The sequence below is a fragment of the Lysinibacillus sp. GW821-FHT14F06 genome, assembly GCF_058803665.1.
Genome location: NZ_JBXAPF010000003.1, coordinates 189,816 through 208,686, shown reverse-complemented (window position 1 = coordinate 208,686; position 18,871 = coordinate 189,816). Strand labels below are relative to the sequence as shown.

Here is an 18,871-nt window from a genome sequence, read left to right as displayed (position 1 = left end):
CAGTACTCATTTTTATGGGTACTGATGCGCATTGTTTTTTTCTTGAAGCGCTCGATAGCATTGTTGCATATGTCAAATACTCCATGTTACAGGTGGTCCAAACGAAGGGGAATAGGACTCAGTTCATTAAGGATATAAAACAATTTCGCTTTATGGCTTTGAAAATGAAGAAATAACTGATTCTAAAATATTATGAACAACAAGAAACAGCTTTATCAATGTCTTTTTCACTTACATACACGGAACCCTCAGTATCTATTATATAGTCGATATTATTTTCTTTTAATCTTACTACTAATAATTCTCGTGACTCTTCTGATAAGTTTTCTTGTCTGGCAAAAGAAATGTAAGTTCCCTCAGTAGAATCCCCATTACTGCATCCATTCAATATACTCAAACATAAGATGATAGAAAGCCAACGCCTAATTTTTAACTTCATAAAATCTCCCTTCTATATCTCTAGACACAGTTCTAAAAAAAACACGTAAAATCAACGTTTCTAAAAATCAATTTCACGCGTCTTTAAAGGTTTAATCACTGTTAGTATAAAGTTCAAAGCAAATCTTCTTAGCTCTATTATTTATTAGTTAATTGCCCACCTATTATTTCCAGGATAGTTTCCCAGTATTTTTTCATTTCTTCTCTAACATACTGATCTGATAGTTTCTCTTGATGAAAGCTAATTGTTGTTTTATTGTCTGCTTTTGATAGAACGCGAATTTGAACTGTTGATGGCCGCTCCCATCCCTCCTTTTGCCATGTCAGACGAAGCTGCTGTAACGGTTTAACAATCCTAATTTCTCCTGACCCCAAATTTGTCTTGTATGTTTGACCAGGTTTTAGAGTAATGCCAGTGCTTTCCCCCAGCCAAAGGGTTAATCCATCTGGTGAAGTGAGGAGATTCCAAGCATCCTCTTGAGAGATTGAAAATGATCTTCTTACACCTATTTGAAAGCCAGCTGCTTTTGTTTGCCCAATAATTCTATCGTTTGCCATCTTGGTTTCACTCCAATCGTTTTATTTTGTCTATAAAGTTATTCGATTTCCCCTTCATAATTTCCTTGTCTATATAGCAGAATAGATTGTTTTTGAAGACGAAAATAGTTGTTTTTTTAGGTATATCTTCTGTAAAACTACTAAATCAAAATATAGCAAATTAGCATTTACAGCTGCTTTTTTACATATACTTATATCAAATTGTCGTCGATAGCAGTCTGAGATGTTGAAGGAAGAGGTGATGGATGAATGAAAATTGTCAGTCATGTGATAAAAAAACAAATATTTCGAGCAATGATTATTGGAGGAATAGTTGGACTTTTTGGTGTAGCGATTTTTCTAGGTATTCTTCAGGCGAGTACTCAATTATCTTTAAAAAATGATAGTAACGAGGTAGCAAACAGCAATAATAAGGATGCAGACTCTGAAACTATTCCGACAGCGGGAGGTGCCACAAAGTCATCCATGTTTTTTGCGAGTCAAGCAGGGGTTTATTCAAATTATGAAAGTGCCAGCTCCTTTGTCTCCGAGCACCCTTCATTAAAAGAAAGTGCCATTGTTGAGGTGGATGGGAAATTTTATGTTTGGACGAGCATGGTAACAGATGAAAGCCAGCTTACCTTTTTAGAAGATCCCGCTACTTTTAAAAAAGCATTTAATGTAAACAGTGATAGCTGTAAGGAGGCAACAATTGCAGAGCTCCCATCCGTGTTAGCCGATAAAAAAGCAACAAAATTAAATTTTAAGGAAAATTCAAAGGATTCTACTCTTCCTGCTGATTGGCAATCGATTGGAGCTGCAGCCTCTTCTATTTCAAATGATGTTAGCATTATTCGCCTGCAAGTTTTTGCCCATTACAAATCGAAAAATGCTTGTCTTCAAGTAAAATTTTAGCATGAAATCAGCATTATCTTGATTATTAGAAAATTTTCAAATACCAATTTCTCCGTTATGATAGCTAGTAAGGAGGAATGGTTAAATCATGTTTAAAACAAATCATAACCTTGTGCTTGCTTCTGCTTCACCTAGACGAAAAGAATTACTAACTATGTTATCACTTCCTTTTGATGTTGTTACGAGTGAGGTAGAAGAGACAAGTGTTCAGGCAACAACAATGCAAGATTATGTGAAAGGTGTAGCTCTATTGAAAACACGTGATGTCGCAATAAAGGCACCAAGTGCAACTATTATTGGTGCAGATACGATTGTTGTTTATGATAATGAGCTACTGCATAAACCAAAAAATCGCGAGGAAGCAATTTCTCATTTAATTCGCTTATCAGGCAAACATCATGCGGTCATGACAGCTGTTGCTATAATCGAACCTAATGGTAATGAAACCGTGTTTATTGAAGAAACCACCGTTGTCTTTCATCAATTATCACAGGAGCTAATCGAAGTATATGTAGATTCGGGAGATCCATTTGATAAAGCAGGCGGTTATGGCATTCAAACGGCTGGAACCCTTTTAGTGAAGAGAATTGAAGGGGATTATAACAATGTTGTCGGCTTACCACTTGCAGCGTTATTTACGCAAATGGTGGCACTCAATATAATCCAATTTGCGAAGGAGTGAGACTTGATTGCCGAATGATGTTTTACTTAGTATGATGATACGAGACGTGAATATTGAAGATCGTCCACGTGAGAGATTATTGCGGCAAGGTGCGATGAGTTTATCAAATCAGGAGCTACTTGCTATTTTACTTCGGACAGGCACTAAAGAGGAGTCTGTTCTTGTTCTAGCAAATCGTGTATTAAGTGTTTTTGAGCGTTTGCACCATTTAAAGCATGCGACTATTGAAGAAATGGTTGCTATTAAAGGAATAGGCGAAGTGAAAGCCATTCAATTATTAGCAGCCATTGAGCTCGGTAGACGTCTTGCACAAAAACAAAGTGAAGAAAAGTATACGATCCGATCTCCGGAAGATGCTGCTGCCTATTTAATGCCCGATATGACCTCGTTAAGTCAAGAACATTTCGTTGCTCTTTTCTTAAATGTAAAGAATCAAATTATTCATAAGCAAACGATTTTTATCGGTAGCCTAAATGCGTCCATCGTCCATCCAAGAGAAATTTTTCGCGAGGCAGTTAAAAGATCAGCAGCCTCTATAATTTGTGCACATAATCATCCGAGTGGCATACCAACACCTAGTACAGAGGATATTGAAGTGACCAAAAGATTAGTAGAAGCTGGTTATATCATGGGCATTGAATTAATTGACCATGTCATCATAGGTGATCATCAGTTTATTAGTTTAAAAGAAAAAGGTTATTTTTAACTCTGCATATATTTTGCAGAGTTTTTAATGTGGTGACTAATATACATAATCGACTTTGTAGCTTTGAATGGTGAGCCATTTGTATTGAAAATAAATATTTTGTATTTTTTTGCGATATATTGTAAAAGAAAGCGAACCTTTTTTTAGATTAAACGTTATTGTATTCGTAGAAATATCTATTATATTCACAAAAATTGGTAGCCTGATACACGTTGTCTTATAACCATAAAAATTATATTCTAATCTATACGTACTATTTTAAGTTTAGGAGGGAATTAAAATAGTATCTTTTCCGCAAGAAGAGGCATGTGGCACTACAAATTCTTGCGTTTTTCCGTTATAATGAAAGGTATGATTTTATCTTTATGCAGTAGACGTTTCTCACCTCAGTAGTTGGTGAGTAGAATGATATGTCATTTTTTCAGTGCGTGTTAAACACCAACTGGATAAAGGTAAAGCCTCTGAATGCAATTACGGACAGAGGTATAATTGATGTCAACGAAAGTATGGCTTAAATAGAAAGGGAGTACACAATTTGTTTGGACTAGGAAGCAAAGATGTCGGGATTGACCTCGGCACAGCGAATACATTAGTGTTTATTAAAGGAAAGGGCATCGTTTTACGAGAGCCTTCAGTCGTAGCAAAAAATACAAAAACAGGAGACATCGTTGCCGTTGGTAATGATGCGAAAAATATGATTGGTCGTACACCTGGCTCAATCGTAGCAATCCGTCCAATGAAAGACGGCGTTATTGCTGATTTTGATATAACTACAGCAATGATTGAATATTATTTAAAAGAAGCCTCTAAAAATTCTGGTGGCAATTGGAAGAAGCCGAATGTAATGATTTGTGTGCCTTATGGTATCACATCCGTTGAGCAGCGTGCTGTTATTGATGCTGCTCGTCAAGCAGGAGCTAAGGAAGCATTTACAATTGAAGAGCCGTTTGCAGCAGCTATCGGTTCGAATTTACCAGTATGGGATCCTACAGGGTCAATGGTTGTTGATATCGGTGGCGGTACAACAGAAGTTGCGGTTATTTCATTAGGTGGTATTGTCACAAGTGAATCTGTACGTGTTGGTGGGGATGCGATGGATCAATCTATTATTTCGTATATTCGTAAATCCTATAACCTAACAATTGGTGAACGTACTGCAGAAGCTGTAAAAATGGAAATTGGTACAGCGTTAGCAGAAGGTCCAGAAGAAAAAATGGATATTCGAGGACGAGATTTACTCACAGGTTTACCAAAAACAATTGAAATTTCATCTAAGGAAATTTCTGAGTCTTTACGTGAAGCGGTATCATCAATTATTGATGGTGTTCGAAAAACGTTAGAGCAAACACCTCCTGAATTATCCGCAGACGTAATGGAACGCGGTATTGTGCTAACAGGCGGTGGTGCGCTATTAACGAATTTAGATAAAGTGATTAGCCAAGAAACAAATATGCCAGTTTTTATTGCGGAAGATCCGCTTGACTGTGTAGCTATTGGTACAGGTAAGGCGCTAGACCATATTGATTTAATTCGTCAACAACAAGTGAAAGGGTAAGGAGGTTTAGGCAATGCCACATTTTTTTTTCAATAAGAAATTAATATTGCTGCTCGTGGGCATGGTTTTTCTTGTGGCATTGATTAGCTTCTCATTACGTGATCGGACTAACGCAACTCTACCAGAGCAAATTATTAAAGATACTGTCGGCGTCGCACAATCTATTGTTGCGAAGCCGGCGAACTATATTACAGGTATATTTAATAAAATTGACTCCCTCTTAAACACGTACGAAGAAAATAAACGTTTAAAAGCACGCTTAGAAGATTTTGCGGTTGTACAAGCTGAAGCAGCGGATTTAAAATTAGATAATAAAAAGCTACAGGAGCTTATTGATAAATCAGAGAGCTTAAAAGATTTTAATCCGATTCATGCAACAGTTATTGCTAGAAATCCAGACCAGTGGGAAGAAAAAATTATTTTAAACAAGGGATCTTCACATGGTGTGGAAAAAAATATGGCAGTTATGACAGCGAAAGGTTTAGTTGGTAAAATTATTTTAGTGACACCTTTCACATCTGAGGTAGAGCTTTTATATACAAATAATCCAAACTATCGTGTTTCTGCGATGGTATTAGGAGATAAAGAAGCATACGGTTTAATCGAGGGCTTTGATAAAGAACGTAATGAACTCATTATGAAGCGAATCGATTCTAGCTTAACAGTTAAAGAAGGCCAGCAAGTGGTTTCTTCAGGTCTTGGCGGTATTTTCCCTAAAGGAGTGCCGATTGGAGAAATTACAGAAGTAAGTACAGATGATTTTGGCTTAACAAAAATGGTCTATGTAAAACCATCTGCAGATTTTTCAATTTTAGACCATGTTGTGATTGCGAAACGTACATCGACAGTTATTGATGGGTCAGATGGCAATGCAACCAATGAGGATCTATCAAATCCACCAGAGGCGAATGAAGAGGAGGAAAAATAATGGTTCGATTTCTCATCCCCTCTGTGGCAGTTTTACTATTTTTACTAGAACCAGAGTTTGCGATGCTTTCACCAATTGAAGTGAAGGGGCATATCTACTATTTAGTTCCAAGATTTTTAATCTTATATTTAATTTTTATATCCATCTATTACAGCCGTCAGCGTGCGGTAATGTATGGACTTTTTTTTGGTGTCTTGTATGATGTGTTTTACATTGATATTATTGGATTATATTCAGTGTTATATCCGCTTATTTGTTTTTTAGCAGGGTCTATCGTGAAAGTGATTCATCAGCACTTAGTTGTGACGACTTCAATCTCAGTTATTTTAGTAGCCATTTTAGAATTTATACTCTATCAATTTTTCTTTCTTATCGACTTTACAGCAATTCCATTATCGGATTTCTTACGTTCACGACTACTTCCAACAATAATTGCAAATGCTTTATTTTTAATGATGCTTGGTTGGGCTTTCAAATATTTAATTAATGCGCGTGTCTTACAGAGAGCGCGTGAAGTTTCTTAACAAAGAGCAACGTGAGGTGAGGCATTCATGAAAAAACAGTTAGTGAATATGAAGGGGACAAAGGATGGTTTTGTTCTTCGTTTAGATGATCAATGTGCATATGTCGATTTAATAGAAGAATTAAAGAACAAGGTTTCAGAAAGCGGTATCGATGGCAAAGTGGATGTCCAATTATATTTAGGCTATCGATACTGTTCAGAAGATCAAATAAATGAGCTGATTAAAATTGTACAGGAAACAGAGCAACTTATCGTTTCAAAAGTGCAAAGTGAAGTACTGACTATCCATGAAAGCAACCAGAAAATGATTGAAAGTCAACAAGATACATATATAGGCGTGGTCAGATCGGGACAAATTGTGCGTTCGGCAGGTGATATTATCGTTGTTGGAAATGTCAATCCAAATGGACGTGTTGAAGCTGGTGGTAATGTGTATGTTCTAGGAAGACTTAAAGGTATTGTACATGCTGGTCTTTATGGTAATAAGGAAGCAATTATTGCAGCATCCCGTTTCGAGGCAACACATATCATGATTGCTGATCAGGTTCAGGTGATGTCAGACGAACATGTAAAAGCAATTAATCAGGCAGAGATGACATGTGCATTTATCGGCTATGATGGGCGTATTACGTACGATCAAATTCATGTGTTAAAAAATATTCGACCATTGTTAAATGTGTCTAAGGGAGGAAGCTAGTGTGGGAGAAGCGATCGTCATAACTTCAGGTAAAGGCGGTGTCGGAAAAACAACGACAGCGGCTAACCTTGGAACTGCATTGGCTCTACAGGGTAAAAAAATATGTTTAGTAGATACTGATATTGGTCTACGTAATTTGGATGTAATATTAGGTCTTGAGAATCGAATTATTTATGATTTAGTTGATGTTGTTGAAGGACGTTGTAAAATTCATCAAGCATTAATAAAAGATAAACGGGTAGATGAGAAACTATTTTTATTACCTGCTGCTCAAACGACAGATAAAAATGCTGTTAATCCTGAGCAAATGAAGAGCTTAATAGAAGAGTTAAAAAGAGATTATGATTATGTATTAATAGACTGTCCTGCTGGTATTGAGCAAGGTTACCGTAATGCTGTTGCAGGTGCAGAGCATGCCATTGTAGTAACAACACCTGAAATCTCTGCTGTACGTGATGCGGATCGTATTATTGGCTTGCTTGAGCAGGAAGAAATAACAGCACCTAAGCTCATTATCAATCGTATTCGTCAGCATATGATGAAAAATGGGGATACACTGGATGTAAATGAGATAACTACACATTTGTCTATCGACTTATTAGGTATAATTGTAGATAATGAAGATGTTATTTCATCATCGAATAAAGGTGAGCCAATTGTGATGGATCCTGCAAATAAGGCTTCCCTGGGCTATCGTAATATTGCCCGTCGTATACTTGGTGAATCCGTTCCACTTATGGCGATTGAAGATGAAAATAGGGGTGTATTTTCAAAGCTGAAAGCGTTATTTTCGAGATAATCACTTGAGTCTTTTCGTGCATTTGTGCGAGAAGGCTTTTTTGTTGGCTTGATGGATAGAAGCAACAAAGTGATGGAAAGGAGAGCCAAAGTGACGGATAGAAACATCGAAACGGAGGATAGAAACATCACAATCAGGATATTTGGATTGTTGAAATTTTTTGCATGAATGGACATGCAATCTCATATAGTGTGAAAAAAGGATGAGGGCTTGTTTAAAAAATGGAAATGGATGGTCACAATCTTACTTGTGGCAGGAATTATGCTAGTGATTCGTCTAGAAGATCAGGGGGTGTTGGATACACCTGTGCGAAAGCTTGTGACAACATCAGAGGATTTAACTTATTTAAGCGAGCTAGGGCAAAGTTTGTTAAACAAAGAGGATGAAACAATTTTAGTATCAAGTGATGTTGGGCAAACTGAACTTTTAGCGTTTGCAAATGCTCAAGTTTTTAAGGAAGGCTTTTTATTGCAGTATGATATAGGATTACCCATCTATGCTGGACAGAATGGTCTAGTTGTTTTTACAGGTCATACAAAATACACAGGTAAAACGATGACGATTACTTATGATGATGGCACAACAGTTTCCTATGGTATGCTGGATAGTTTAGCACAGCTACCATATACAACGGTGCAGGCAAATGATTTAATTGGGATGAAAGAGGCTGGACAACTCTATCTATCAATTGAAAAGGATAAAACACACTATAATTTAGAGCAGATTGTACAGTGGCTGGAATCAACGACAGCAGATGAAAATTAAATTACACCTACTATGTATCCCTCTCGTATTGTTAATGATTTTTAGTGGCCAAATTGCTTATTATGCTATTATTTTAACTTCCTTACTTTGGCATGAAGCTGGACATCTATTAGCCGCAATGCTTTGCGGCGTTAAGGTCAAATCATGTGTCATTACACCTTATGGAGGGGAAATTGAATTTGAAAATCCAGCGGTTGTGCCAGCATCGTCACTCCTATGGATTGCCCTAGGGGGACCAATCGCTACAATTATAGGGATTGGCCTCGCTTTTTTTATGCCAGAAATTCTTGCCAATAAGCTTATCAATGTTCAACTTGTCCTTTTAGCTATTAATTTATTACCGATTATTCCGTTGGACGGTGGTCGAATATTTATGGCGTGTTTGTTTTTATTTTATCCAAGTGTTCGTGCGTTTGAATATTACTATTGGCTTTCTCTCATAATAACGTCTATCACATTTATTTTAACGTTAACCAATCTACCACATTCTATTTTTTTAGCTATTCTTTGTTTATTTATTTGGCTTCAAGCAATAAAAGAATGGAACTATCGAAAATATCGCCTAGCATTTGAGAAATATGTGATGAATAGATTGACTTAAAAAAAAGCGTGTGGTAATATTTTAATGTTATTGTTTGTAGCACCTGTGCTACTACAACCGCTCTGGAAAGGTTTAAGTATCTTTGATCACCTTTGTAAACAGGCGAGTCTGAGTCTAAGAGGAGGTGCAGTAAAATGTACGCAATTATTGAAACTGGTGGTAAACAAATCAAAGTAGAAGCTGGTCAAGAAATCTATGTTGAAAAATTAGGTGTAGAAGCTGACGAGGTTGTAACTTTTGATAAAGTATTATTCGTTGGTGGCGAAAACGTTAAAGTTGGCGCTCCATTCGTAGAAGGTGCTACTGTAACAGCTAAAGCTGTGAAAGAAGGCCGTGCGAAGAAAATCGTTGTTTTCAAAATGAAAGCTAAAAAGAACTACCGTCGTAAACAAGGTCACCGTCAACCTTACACAAAATTAGTTGTTGAAACAATCAACGCTTAATTGTGAGGTGTAGCGAATGATACAAGTTACGATTCATCACGATGAAAATAGACATGTGTCAGCATTTGAATATTCAGGACATGCTGAATACGATGAATCTGGTAAGGATTTAGTATGTGCAGGGGCATCTACCATTGCCATTGGCACAGTAAATGCTATTTACGCGCTATTACAAATCCAGCCAGAGGTCGAACAAGCTGCTGAAGGTGGAGGCTATCTTAAGGTAGCTTTACCATCAGATTTAGAGCCTGAAGTAGATGCAAAACTACAATTAATTGTCCAAGTTATGACTGCCCAAGTGTATTCTATGGTGCAAAATTATGGACAATACATCCAAATCAACTACAACCAAGTAGGAGGTGGAACTCGATGAAATTATTATTAGCATTAGACCTTCAACTTTTCGCATCGAAAAAAGGGGTAGGTTCTACTAAAAACGGACGTGACTCTGAGTCTAAACGTCTTGGTGCTAAACGTGCTGATGGCCAATTCGTAACTGGTGGTTCAATTCTTTACCGTCAACGCGGTACAAAAATTTACCCAGGTACAAACGTAGGTCGCGGTGGTGACGATACACTATTTGCTAAAGTTGACGGCGTTGTTAAATTCGAACGCTTAGGTCGCGATCGCAAACAAGTATCTGTATACCCAGCATCACAAGAAGCTTAATTATTAAAGGGCTGCTATTAAAGCAGTCCTTTTTTTACTGTTTCAATATATTGTGCCATTCACATAATTTGATACATACAAAGACTCTTCACCAAATAGAGTTGATATAACGAAAAACAACCCCATAAACGAAAAAATAGATCATTATAGAGTAATAGATAGGGGAGTAAGATGAGATACGGAGAGATGGAATTTGTTTGAATATGCAAAATTTGAGGATGCTAACGTACATATAATGGAACAATCTTTTGTGTAAGCACAAGGCAGATTCTGGACGCAATTATGTCGAGGCATAATTGATTGGGAAAACAATGGCGGTAGCAGAGTATGCTGAGCACATTGAAGACTTTGTATAAAATAAAGCTTCATAATAGATAAACTAAAAACAATCCGAAATAGCACTTAAAAGCAGTAAATCATAAAAAGGTTTACTGTTTTCTTTGATCGGTTATGCTTCATAAAATTCGATGAAGAATTAAGGGAAAAATACAGTAAAACTTGTTATACTAGTAAGGATAACTTTATTGGAGTGAATGGGATGAACAATCAATCACTAACCATTAGTGAAGTATTACGTTTTGCAAATCATGATTATGTGAATCAACTTCAACTGATTCGCATGAACTTAGATTTAGGTAGAATTGACGAATCAAAAAAACTTATTCAAAATTATTCGGAGCAATTACGAAAATTTTCTATTCTTAATCGTCTACAATTACCACAAACAATTGAGTGGCTACAAACGGCAGGCTGGCGCTATCCTTCCTTGTCATTAGAGCTTAGCGGTGAAATAAACAAGCCTGTTACCAATAATATTGATAGGGAAGTTGTAGATACCTTAAACAAAACAGTTATGCATGTTTATGATACATTAGATCCATTTACAGAACAAAGCTTAGCGCTTGATGTACGTGTTGACGATCATACATTTGCCGTGACATTCACGCTAAATGGGCTATGGAGTGCTGATGCATTCACCGAAAAAGGTTTGAAACAATTAGACATTCAAACAATTGAGCAGACAACAACGAGCTGGCAATATGTATTGAGTGCAAGTAGGGAGTGAACTAAATGTTTGTCGATCACGTAAAGATTTATGTAAAAGGTGGCGACGGAGGGGACGGAATGGTTGCCTTTCGCCGAGAAAAATATGTTCCAAATGGTGGTCCTGCTGGTGGTGATGGCGGTCATGGTGGGAATGTTGTGTTTCAAGTTGAAGAGGGCCTGCGAACGTTAATGGATTTCCGTTATAAACGCCACTTCAAGGCTGACCGTGGTGAGCATGGTATGAGTAAAGGAATGCATGGTAAACGTGCAGACGATTTAATCGTTAAAGTACCACCAGGCACAGTTGTAATGAACGAAGAAACGGGCGCTGTTATTGCCGATTTAGTCGAGCATGGTCAACAGGCGATTATTGCGAAAGCAGGTCGAGGTGGACGTGGTAATTCTCGCTTTGCAACACCAGCAAATCCAGCTCCAGAACTTTCTGAAAAAGGTGAGCCAGGACAAGAATTAAATGTTATATTAGAGTTAAAAGTTTTAGCAGATGTGGGACTAGTGGGATTCCCAAGTGTTGGTAAATCTACGCTTCTATCAGTTGTTTCTGCTGCTAAGCCAAAAATTGGTGCTTATCATTTTACCACAATCGTTCCGAATTTAGGCATGATTGAGACAGAGGATCATCGTAGCTTTGCGATGGCAGATTTACCTGGTCTTATTGAAGGAGCACATGAAGGGGTGGGCTTAGGTCATCAATTTTTACGTCATATCGAGCGTACACGTGTTATTGTTCATGTGATAGATATGTCAGGGATGGAAGGTCGCGATCCATATGAGGATTATTTAACAATTAATGAGGAACTAAAACAATATAATCTTCGTTTAACAGAGCGTCCTCAAATTATTGTAGCCAATAAAATGGATATGCCAGAAGCAGAAAATAACTTAGCGGAATTCCGCCAAAAAGTAGGAGAAGATATTCAAATCTTCCCGATTTCTGCGATTTCGCGTCAAGGTTTAAAAGAATTATTATTTGCCATTGCAGATTTACTAGAGGTAACACCTGAATTCCCTCTATATGATGATTTAGAGGAGCAATCAGAGGCAACAGTCATGTATAAACATGAGGCAAAAGGTGAAGATTTTGAAATCACTCGTGATGATGATGGTACATTTATTATCAGTGGTTACGCAATTGAACGCCTATTCAAAATGACTGACTTTAGCCGTGAAGATGGAATTCGTCGTTTTGCTCGTCAATTGCGTGCAATGGGCGTAGATGAAGCTTTACGTGAACGTGGAGCGCAAGATGGCGATACAGTTCGTCTGCAAGAGTTTGAATTTGAATTTGTCGATTAAGACAAGAGTTTTAGGGGGAAGCGTATGAAGAATGTTGCGAATCAGCGATATTATTTAGTTCGTGAAGATGTTTTAACGGATGCTATGCAAAAAACTTTGGAGGCGAAGCACTTACTTTCAAGTGGCTCAGTTTCATCCATTTGGGATGCGGTAAAGCAGGTGGATTTATCGCGAAGTGCGTTTTACAAATATCGTGATGCTGTATTTCCTTTCCACTCAATTGTACAGGAACGCATTTTAACAGTCTTTTTACAGCTTCAAGACCGTAAAGGAACACTTGCAAAGCTTTTAGAAACAGTGACAAATACACATTGCAATGTGCTAACTATTCATCAAACCATACCTATTCAAGGGCGTGCTAATGTTACTTTGTCATTAGATGTAACGAGTATGACCTGTGAACTTGACGAATTAATACAGCAACTAAAACGTTTAGATTTTGTAGAATCAGCGGAAGTTATTAGTTCAGGGGCATTGTAGTACCTGTTTTGAATTGCTGCTAAGATATAGGACGGCAAATAAGGCTTTAAGAGGAGCAGTCTCATTAGAAATGGTATCTGATGGGACAGCTCCTTATTCTTATCATTTCAAAAACGAATAGGATGTTAGTATAGTTGTCAAAAACATATAAAATATTTTAAAAACTACAATTTGTAGTGAGGGAGGAAATTGCAATGACAGAGCAGCATTGGGAAAAAAGAATCGCATATTTAGGACCAGAAGCATCATTTACATACTTAGCCACAAAAGCAATCTTTCCAACTGAGTGGCTCGTTCCATGTGCAACAATTCCAGAATGCATTGAGGCGGTAGCTGAGGGGAAGGTAGATTTAGCCGTTGTTCCTATGGAGAATGCTCTAGAGGGCTCTGTAACACTGACACTCGATTATTTATTCCACGAGGCAATCTTATATGTTACAGGAGAGCTACAGCTAAAAATCCAACAGCATTTAATGGTCAATAAAGCCCAAAAGGATCGTTGGGAATCGATTGAAGGGGTTTATTCACATCCACACGCTTTAGCGCAATGTCATAAATACTTATTCTATCGCTTCAGCCATGTACCATTACAGCAAACAACTTCAACTGCCGCAGCAGCAAAATATGTATCCGAAAATCCAAACGAATGCATTGCAGCTGTTGGTAATGCTGCAGCTGCAGAAAAATATGATTTGGAAATCGTTCAACCAAATATTCATGATTTCCATTTTAATCATACACGCTTCTTTGTATTATCCAAGCAAAATATACGGCTACCACAGGAATTATCAGATGGACAGGCAAAAACAACTTTTATGATTACCTTACCTACTGACCGTTCAGGGGCATTACATCAAGTGCTATCTGTATTTGCATGGAGGCAGTTAAATTTAAGTAAAATTGAATCCCGTCCATTAAAAACGGGCTTAGGTGATTATTTCTTTATGATTGATGTCTTAGCGGATGAAAAAGAACCTATGATGCGTGGGGCAATGGAAGAATTAGCTGCACTTGGCTGCAAGGTAAAGTCACTCGGTACTTACTTTACGTATTTGACGTCAGACGAATCTTAAAAACAGGCTAGGAGGTTTAGTATGGGCGGCATTATTTTGTTTGATGGAATCTGTAATTTTTGTGATAGCAGTGTACAATTTATTATTAGGTATGATCAGGCAGCATATTTTCAATTTGCGTCCATCCAAAGTGATGTGGGACAAGCACTCCTAGCTAAATATAATGTCTCAGAGAATGTTGACAGTGTCATATTAATTGAACATGGAGAGGCATATGTTGAATCAACTGCAGCTCTTAGAATCAGTCGGAAATTAGATGGTTTATGGCCAATCTGCTATCTTTTCATCCTTGTACCGCCATTTTTACGAAATATAGTGTACCGACTAGTGGCGAAAAATAGATATCGTCTTTTTGGTCAAAAAAAAATATGCCTTTTACCTACATCTTCCCAGCAGAAAAGATTTCTCTAACGATGAAGCTATCCAAGTTTATATTGGATAGTTTTTTTGTCAAAAAATGACTAAAATTACGGAGCCGATTTACACCTTAAACATGTTACACTAGTATTAATAGTATTTATTTGGTAAAAAAGGAGGCAAAAGTATGTTTTTGGTGGATATTCAAAAGGAGATTAAAAAAATTGCACCAGCAATACAATTGAATAAAGAAAAAATAAAATTACTTTTTGTGGAAAAATTACAGAACAATGAACCAGATTTCCTACATATGTTTCAAGATGATGTCAACAAAATAGAAGAATTCACAATATCATTAATCGATATGGTTTTTGGAGCAGTGATGCAAGAATCTTTAAAACAATTTATCCCATCCATAAAACCAATCGTACATCAGTACCAAAGCTTAGGCCTTTTACCAGACCATTATAAAAATTTAGGTAAATATTTAATAATTTCTATTCGCGAAGCATTAGAGGAAAGTGTAACACTTGAAGAAATTATAGCTTTTCAATTAATATTTTATCGATTAGCAGAAATAGCCACACGATTAGAAAAAAATGATTACAAAAAAGTAAAGATAGGTATGCAAACTTGGTTTTTTAAATCATTTCGTGTTGTAAAAAAAGTACAGGAAAGTGATTTAATTGTGTTAATTTATATTGTACCTATAGAGGGTAAAATAGCACCCATAGATGGAACAGATAACTATGTTTCAGTGCGTTTAACAATGCTGAATGAAGCACCTTCTCTTCAGCAAAGATTCCCAGTTATCGAAGAGATGGGCCATAAAGGATATGTAATGACCATCAATCGAAATGCTAATATCCAGAAAAATGATCAACTAACGGATTATTTATTTAATTGGATATCTGAAGGAGACACACTTGAAATTACCACACCAAAATGTAATAAAAAATATAACAGGTAAAAAGCAGCTGCTAGTCTTTTTGTAGAAAATGCTAGCAGCTAAGAACATACTATTGATCTGCAATTAAATAGCCTTTTTTTTCTAATGTACGCTCAATCAAATTTAATATTTCAGTTGAAGGTGCAGAAATGACATGTAAATGTGTACCTCCAGTGAGCTCTGATAAATAGCTTGCCTGTGTTTCATTAATACGTTCAATAAATTGTTTAACCTCATGCCGATTTGATACCATGAGAGACGCAGTGATTTCACCATAAATTGGATGTTCAACGATAACGTTTTTTACTGTGCCACCACAGTCAACTATTGTCATTAGCTCATCCTCAGCATCCTTTGATGTATGGAAACAGGGGATTGTCCGCTCTACAGTATGCTGTAAATGCTCTTGGTGCATATAGAGATAGCCTTGACTAGTTGCAATAATAGGCTCATTTCTAGCCTTTAATAATGTCATATCATTGACAATGACTTGTCTAGATACATTGGCGAATTTAGCTAAGTCTGTGCCTGTTATTGGTGTTGTACTATTTTTTAATTGTGCCAGAAGATACAGTCTGCGTTCCTCGCCTAACATTTTTTTCATAAGAGATCACCTCTGTCTGTAATAAAGGAAGCAGTTTTCCTTAAAGCCTAGTGTACCATGAAGCATTTCTAACATGCGTGAATTTTTTGTATCCAAATGAAACATTGAACATATGATACGTAGAGAGGAAGGGAGGAAAACATTGCGTATTCATATTGTTCAAAAGGGAGATACGTTGTGGAAGATTGCCAAAGAATACGGCGTTTCGTTTGAAGATTTAAAGAGACTGAATGCCCATCTTGCTAATCCAGATTACATTGTTCCAGGCATGGAAATTATTTTGCCTGAAAAAATAAACAAAGAACCGCATCGAGATGGGAACAGAGAGGGACATAGAGAAACAAACAGGGGCACACATAAAGAAGGACATAAGGAAACACAAATGCACAAAGAATCACCTACAAAGCCAGTTAAAGAAAGTGTTAAAAAAGAGGTACAAAGACCAATGCCACCACCTGTTGTTGTGCCACCACCACCGATGCCAGAACCACAGATGATACCAATACCTTATCCAATGCCAATGCCGATGCCGCAACAACCGATGTTTGTACCGCAGCCTGTAGAGCTAAGCTGGCACCAGCAAGTAGTTATGCCGCAGATAGAGCAAACACAAACCGTTGCTCCACCACCAGTGCAAATTCAACCACCACCACCTGTCGTACACCCAGCACCGCCACAACCAATGCCACAGCCGATTTATATCATGCCACCGCCAATGCCAGCAGTACCACATTGTTCTAGCTGCCATCAGCCAGTTCACCATCATATGTGGTGGCCAATGCAAATGCCAATGCAAATGCCGATGCAAATGCCAATGCAAATGGAGCCACAAGTAGAAGCCTATACAATGCCACAGCAACCAACATCTTGTGAAATGAAGGGTAGTCATGTAGCTGGAATGGAGAATTTCTTAGAGTCAAGCACATCACCGTTCTTCCAAAAACCTGAAGCATATACGCAGCCTCAATTCCAGCCTATGACAGAGATGAACATGGGGCAGTCTTGTGGTTGCAATACTCAACCAATGATGCCGAATTGGCAAATGGATCCATGTCACTGCCCGCCGCCATGCCCACCACCGCCACCATGTCCATCGGCTTGCCCACCGCCATGTCCGACATGTGGACCATGGGTGTCACCGCACTTATACCCAGGCGGGATGACGCCTTATCGATGGTGAAAAAGCATATATTATTGAGGAACTGAAGCCTAATATTTGGAAATATAAATATCGTTCAAAAACCTATTTTGTCAAACGTGCAAAGCAATTAGAAATAGTAGAAAAGGTAAAGGCAATCCATCGACAGCTTGGACGGCTTGAGCCTTCATTGGTTTTGCCTATAGTGAAAAGTGATGACGAAAATTTAATTGTGCAGATATGGCAAGAGGGTAGCAATAGTGCTAATTTTACCCATAAAAGGGATAGGTTAGAATCTCTTAAGCTATTAATAGCTTTACATGATACCCATAAAAAAATAGCCTGGCAAAAAGTACCGGGATTATACACCTACTCACAGCTTTTAAAATGGCAAATGCGTTATCTACGTTTTAAGAGCAGACGCAGTGAATTTCGCGCTTTTTTAACAAAAGAAGAAATAGATCAGATTTTACACTATAGTGATAAATCCTTACAGTTAATCTCTATGGAGGATGTACCTGAAAAAGATATTACACTTTTACATGGAGATGTTGTACATCATAATTTTTTAAGGTGCTCTAATGGCGACTTAAAGTTAATTGATTTTGATTTGGCACATCTTGGAGAAGCGGATGATGAATATATTTTATGGTTACATCGGATATTGCCAGCAGTAGATTATGACCTCACTAAAATTTTTAAAGAGCTACCAGAGCTGAAGCGATTAGATAAAAGAAAACTACATCGTTTAAAATATCCAAATGAACTATTACGTGAATGGCTTTTCGCAGTAGATTTACCATTAGATCAGCAACTAGTATTTTTAGATTATTTAGTACCGTTTACTAAACGTGCGCTCACATACTGGCCCAAATTGTGGTACGATATTGATAGAATGATGAAAAAATGACCGTCTATTGGCGGTCATTTTTGTGTGGGTGCAACTACTATACTATTTCTTATAGTCGAGCATTCGTTCGCTATATGCTATAATCGAAGACGATGATTGTGAGGGATTATAGATGTATGACTATTTAAAAGGACAAATAACACGTATTACCCCTGAGTATATTGTGCTAGAGCAGCAAGGAATTGGCTGGCAGCTAAACACACCGAATCCATTTGCGTTTAGAACATCTGCACTTGAACAACAAATTTTTGTACACTTACACGTACGTGAAGATGCACAAGTATTATATGGTTTTCCTAATTTGGATCAACGTGAACTATTTCGTAAGCTCATTTTAGTTTCAGGGATTGGGCCAAAAGGAGCGTTGGCTATTTTAGCTACAGGTAACCCACAGCAGGTAATCAGCGCAATTGAACGAGAAGATGAAACATTTTTAGTAAAATTCCCCGGAGTAGGGAAAAAAACAGCACGGCAAATGATTTTAGATTTAAAAGGCAAGCTTGGTTCCTTACTGGACACAATTGAATTGCCTAGTACTGAGGATGAGTTACCACTGTTCGGTGTGAATCCGTATAAACATGAGCTGGAGGAGGCTATTCTTGCTTTAATGGCACTTGGTTATTCTGAAAAAGAGCTAGAAAAAGTACGTCCGCAGCTTGAGGAAAATGAAATGCTGCAAACGACAGATGCCTTTATGAAACAAGCGTTACAATTGCTACTTAAGTTGAAATAGTGAAAGGG

Annotated in this window: 25 protein-coding genes and 1 other annotated feature; of the genes, 22 read left to right on the top strand and 3 right to left on the bottom strand. The window is 37.5% G+C overall.

Annotation, left to right across the window (positions count from 1 at the left end):
• Positions 1-190 precede the first annotated feature (190 nt).
• Together AC1RNS_RS04745 and AC1RNS_RS04740 are read right to left on the bottom strand one after the other, a co-directional pair.
• Positions 191-439 carry a hypothetical protein gene (locus tag AC1RNS_RS04745; protein WP_492991146.1) on the bottom strand — a complete coding sequence of 83 codons (249 nt, stop codon included), beginning with the start codon at positions 437-439 and terminating at the stop codon, positions 191-193.
• 137 nt (positions 440-576) lie between these two features.
• Complete coding sequence (locus tag AC1RNS_RS04740) at positions 577-996, bottom strand: SRPBCC family protein (RefSeq protein WP_492991144.1); 420 nt, start codon at positions 994-996, stop codon at positions 577-579.
• A gap of 249 nt (positions 997-1,245) precedes the next feature.
• Here AC1RNS_RS04740 and AC1RNS_RS04735 point away from each other — a divergent pair, with 249 nt between their 5' ends.
• The 19 genes from AC1RNS_RS04735 (at position 1,246) to AC1RNS_RS04645 (ending at position 15,499) form a co-directional block, all read left to right on the top strand.
• Complete coding sequence (locus AC1RNS_RS04735; RefSeq protein ID WP_492991142.1) at positions 1,246-1,890, top strand: hypothetical protein; 645 nt, start codon at positions 1,246-1,248, stop codon at positions 1,888-1,890.
• Positions 1,891-1,978: 88 nt separating this feature from the next.
• Positions 1,979-2,572, top strand: a complete 594-nt coding sequence (locus AC1RNS_RS04730; RefSeq protein ID WP_492991140.1) for a Maf family protein — start codon at positions 1,979-1,981, stop codon at positions 2,570-2,572.
• 34 nt (positions 2,573-2,606) lie between these two features.
• Positions 2,607-3,278 carry a RadC family protein gene (gene radC / locus AC1RNS_RS04725; RefSeq protein WP_492991197.1) on the top strand — a complete coding sequence of 224 codons (672 nt, stop codon included), beginning with the start codon at positions 2,607-2,609 and terminating at the stop codon, positions 3,276-3,278.
• A gap of 535 nt (positions 3,279-3,813) precedes the next feature.
• A complete protein-coding gene (locus tag AC1RNS_RS04720) occupies positions 3,814-4,833 on the top strand; it encodes a rod shape-determining protein (RefSeq protein ID WP_492991139.1) in 1,020 nt (339 codons plus the stop codon).
• A 13-nt stretch (positions 4,834-4,846) separates the two neighbouring features.
• On the top strand, positions 4,847-5,761 hold the full coding sequence (mreC, locus tag AC1RNS_RS04715) for a rod shape-determining protein MreC (protein WP_492991138.1): 915 nt from the start codon (positions 4,847-4,849) through the stop codon (positions 5,759-5,761).
• Positions 5,761-6,285: a rod shape-determining protein MreD gene (gene mreD / locus AC1RNS_RS04710; protein ID WP_492991137.1), complete on the top strand. Its 525-nt coding sequence runs from the start codon at positions 5,761-5,763 to the stop codon at positions 6,283-6,285. The genes mreC and mreD overlap by 1 nt, the downstream gene beginning before the upstream one ends.
• 27 nt (positions 6,286-6,312) lie before the next feature.
• A complete protein-coding gene (minC, locus tag AC1RNS_RS04705) occupies positions 6,313-6,981 on the top strand; it encodes a septum site-determining protein MinC (RefSeq protein WP_492991136.1) in 669 nt (222 codons plus the stop codon).
• A gap of 1 nt (position 6,982) precedes the next feature.
• Positions 6,983-7,780, top strand: coding sequence for a septum site-determining protein MinD (minD, locus tag AC1RNS_RS04700; RefSeq protein ID WP_492991134.1), 798 nt, complete (start codon positions 6,983-6,985; stop codon positions 7,778-7,780).
• Between the two features lie 210 nt (positions 7,781-7,990).
• Positions 7,991-8,545, top strand: coding sequence for a peptidoglycan DD-metalloendopeptidase family protein (locus tag AC1RNS_RS04695; protein WP_492991133.1), 555 nt, complete (start codon positions 7,991-7,993; stop codon positions 8,543-8,545).
• Positions 8,535-9,146, top strand: a complete 612-nt coding sequence (locus AC1RNS_RS04690; protein WP_492991132.1) for a site-2 protease family protein — start codon at positions 8,535-8,537, stop codon at positions 9,144-9,146. Before AC1RNS_RS04695 ends, AC1RNS_RS04690 begins: the two co-directional genes overlap by 11 nt.
• 45 nt (positions 9,147-9,191) lie before the next feature.
• Positions 9,192-9,266, top strand: a sequence feature (ribosomal protein L21 leader region).
• Positions 9,267-9,280: 14 nt separating this feature from the next.
• Positions 9,281-9,589, top strand: a complete 309-nt coding sequence (gene rplU, locus AC1RNS_RS04685) for a 50S ribosomal protein L21 (protein WP_313373082.1) — start codon at positions 9,281-9,283, stop codon at positions 9,587-9,589.
• 16 nt (positions 9,590-9,605) lie between these two features.
• The gene (locus AC1RNS_RS04680; protein WP_492446483.1) at positions 9,606-9,962 is read left to right on the top strand and encodes a ribosomal-processing cysteine protease Prp; all 357 of its coding nucleotides are present in this window, start codon (positions 9,606-9,608) and stop codon (positions 9,960-9,962) included.
• Positions 9,959-10,258 (top strand): 50S ribosomal protein L27, encoded by a 300-nt coding sequence (gene rpmA, locus AC1RNS_RS04675; RefSeq protein ID WP_053484817.1) that lies wholly within the window; start codon positions 9,959-9,961, stop codon positions 10,256-10,258. Before AC1RNS_RS04680 ends, rpmA begins: the two co-directional genes overlap by 4 nt.
• A 538-nt stretch (positions 10,259-10,796) precedes the next feature.
• A complete protein-coding gene (locus AC1RNS_RS04670) occupies positions 10,797-11,324 on the top strand; it encodes a Spo0B domain-containing protein (protein WP_492991131.1) in 528 nt (175 codons plus the stop codon).
• Positions 11,325-11,329: 5 nt separating this feature from the next.
• On the top strand, positions 11,330-12,619 hold the full coding sequence (obgE, locus tag AC1RNS_RS04665; protein WP_492991130.1) for a GTPase ObgE: 1,290 nt from the start codon (positions 11,330-11,332) through the stop codon (positions 12,617-12,619).
• A 24-nt stretch (positions 12,620-12,643) separates the two neighbouring features.
• The gene (locus AC1RNS_RS04660; protein WP_283868916.1) at positions 12,644-13,099 is read left to right on the top strand and encodes an ACT domain-containing protein; all 456 of its coding nucleotides are present in this window, start codon (positions 12,644-12,646) and stop codon (positions 13,097-13,099) included.
• A gap of 194 nt (positions 13,100-13,293) precedes the next feature.
• A complete protein-coding gene (gene pheA, locus AC1RNS_RS04655) occupies positions 13,294-14,172 on the top strand; it encodes a prephenate dehydratase (RefSeq protein WP_492991129.1) in 879 nt (292 codons plus the stop codon).
• Between the two features lie 21 nt (positions 14,173-14,193).
• Entirely contained in the window at positions 14,194-14,583 is a 390-nt protein-coding gene (locus AC1RNS_RS04650) for a thiol-disulfide oxidoreductase DCC family protein (RefSeq protein WP_492991127.1), read from the top strand.
• 133 nt (positions 14,584-14,716) lie between these two features.
• Positions 14,717-15,499 (top strand): hypothetical protein, encoded by a 783-nt coding sequence (locus AC1RNS_RS04645; protein ID WP_492991125.1) that lies wholly within the window; start codon positions 14,717-14,719, stop codon positions 15,497-15,499.
• 49 nt (positions 15,500-15,548) lie between these two features.
• Here the strand turns inward: AC1RNS_RS04645 and AC1RNS_RS04640 are convergent, their stop codons facing one another.
• The gene (locus AC1RNS_RS04640; protein WP_492991123.1) at positions 15,549-16,082 is read right to left on the bottom strand and encodes a transcription repressor NadR; all 534 of its coding nucleotides are present in this window, start codon (positions 16,080-16,082) and stop codon (positions 15,549-15,551) included.
• Between the two features lie 142 nt (positions 16,083-16,224).
• Between AC1RNS_RS04640 and AC1RNS_RS04635 the strand changes: the two genes are divergently transcribed.
• The 3 genes from AC1RNS_RS04635 to ruvA all read left to right on the top strand — a co-directional run bounded on the left by AC1RNS_RS04635 (position 16,225) and on the right by ruvA (position 18,863).
• A complete protein-coding gene (locus AC1RNS_RS04635; protein ID WP_492991121.1) occupies positions 16,225-17,262 on the top strand; it encodes a LysM peptidoglycan-binding domain-containing protein in 1,038 nt (345 codons plus the stop codon).
• A complete protein-coding gene (locus AC1RNS_RS04630; protein ID WP_492991195.1) occupies positions 17,252-18,130 on the top strand; it encodes a phosphotransferase in 879 nt (292 codons plus the stop codon). The genes AC1RNS_RS04635 and AC1RNS_RS04630 overlap by 11 nt, the downstream gene beginning before the upstream one ends.
• A 112-nt stretch (positions 18,131-18,242) precedes the next feature.
• Positions 18,243-18,863, top strand: coding sequence for a Holliday junction branch migration protein RuvA (gene ruvA / locus AC1RNS_RS04625; RefSeq protein WP_492991119.1), 621 nt, complete (start codon positions 18,243-18,245; stop codon positions 18,861-18,863).
• Positions 18,864-18,871 lie beyond the last annotated feature (8 nt).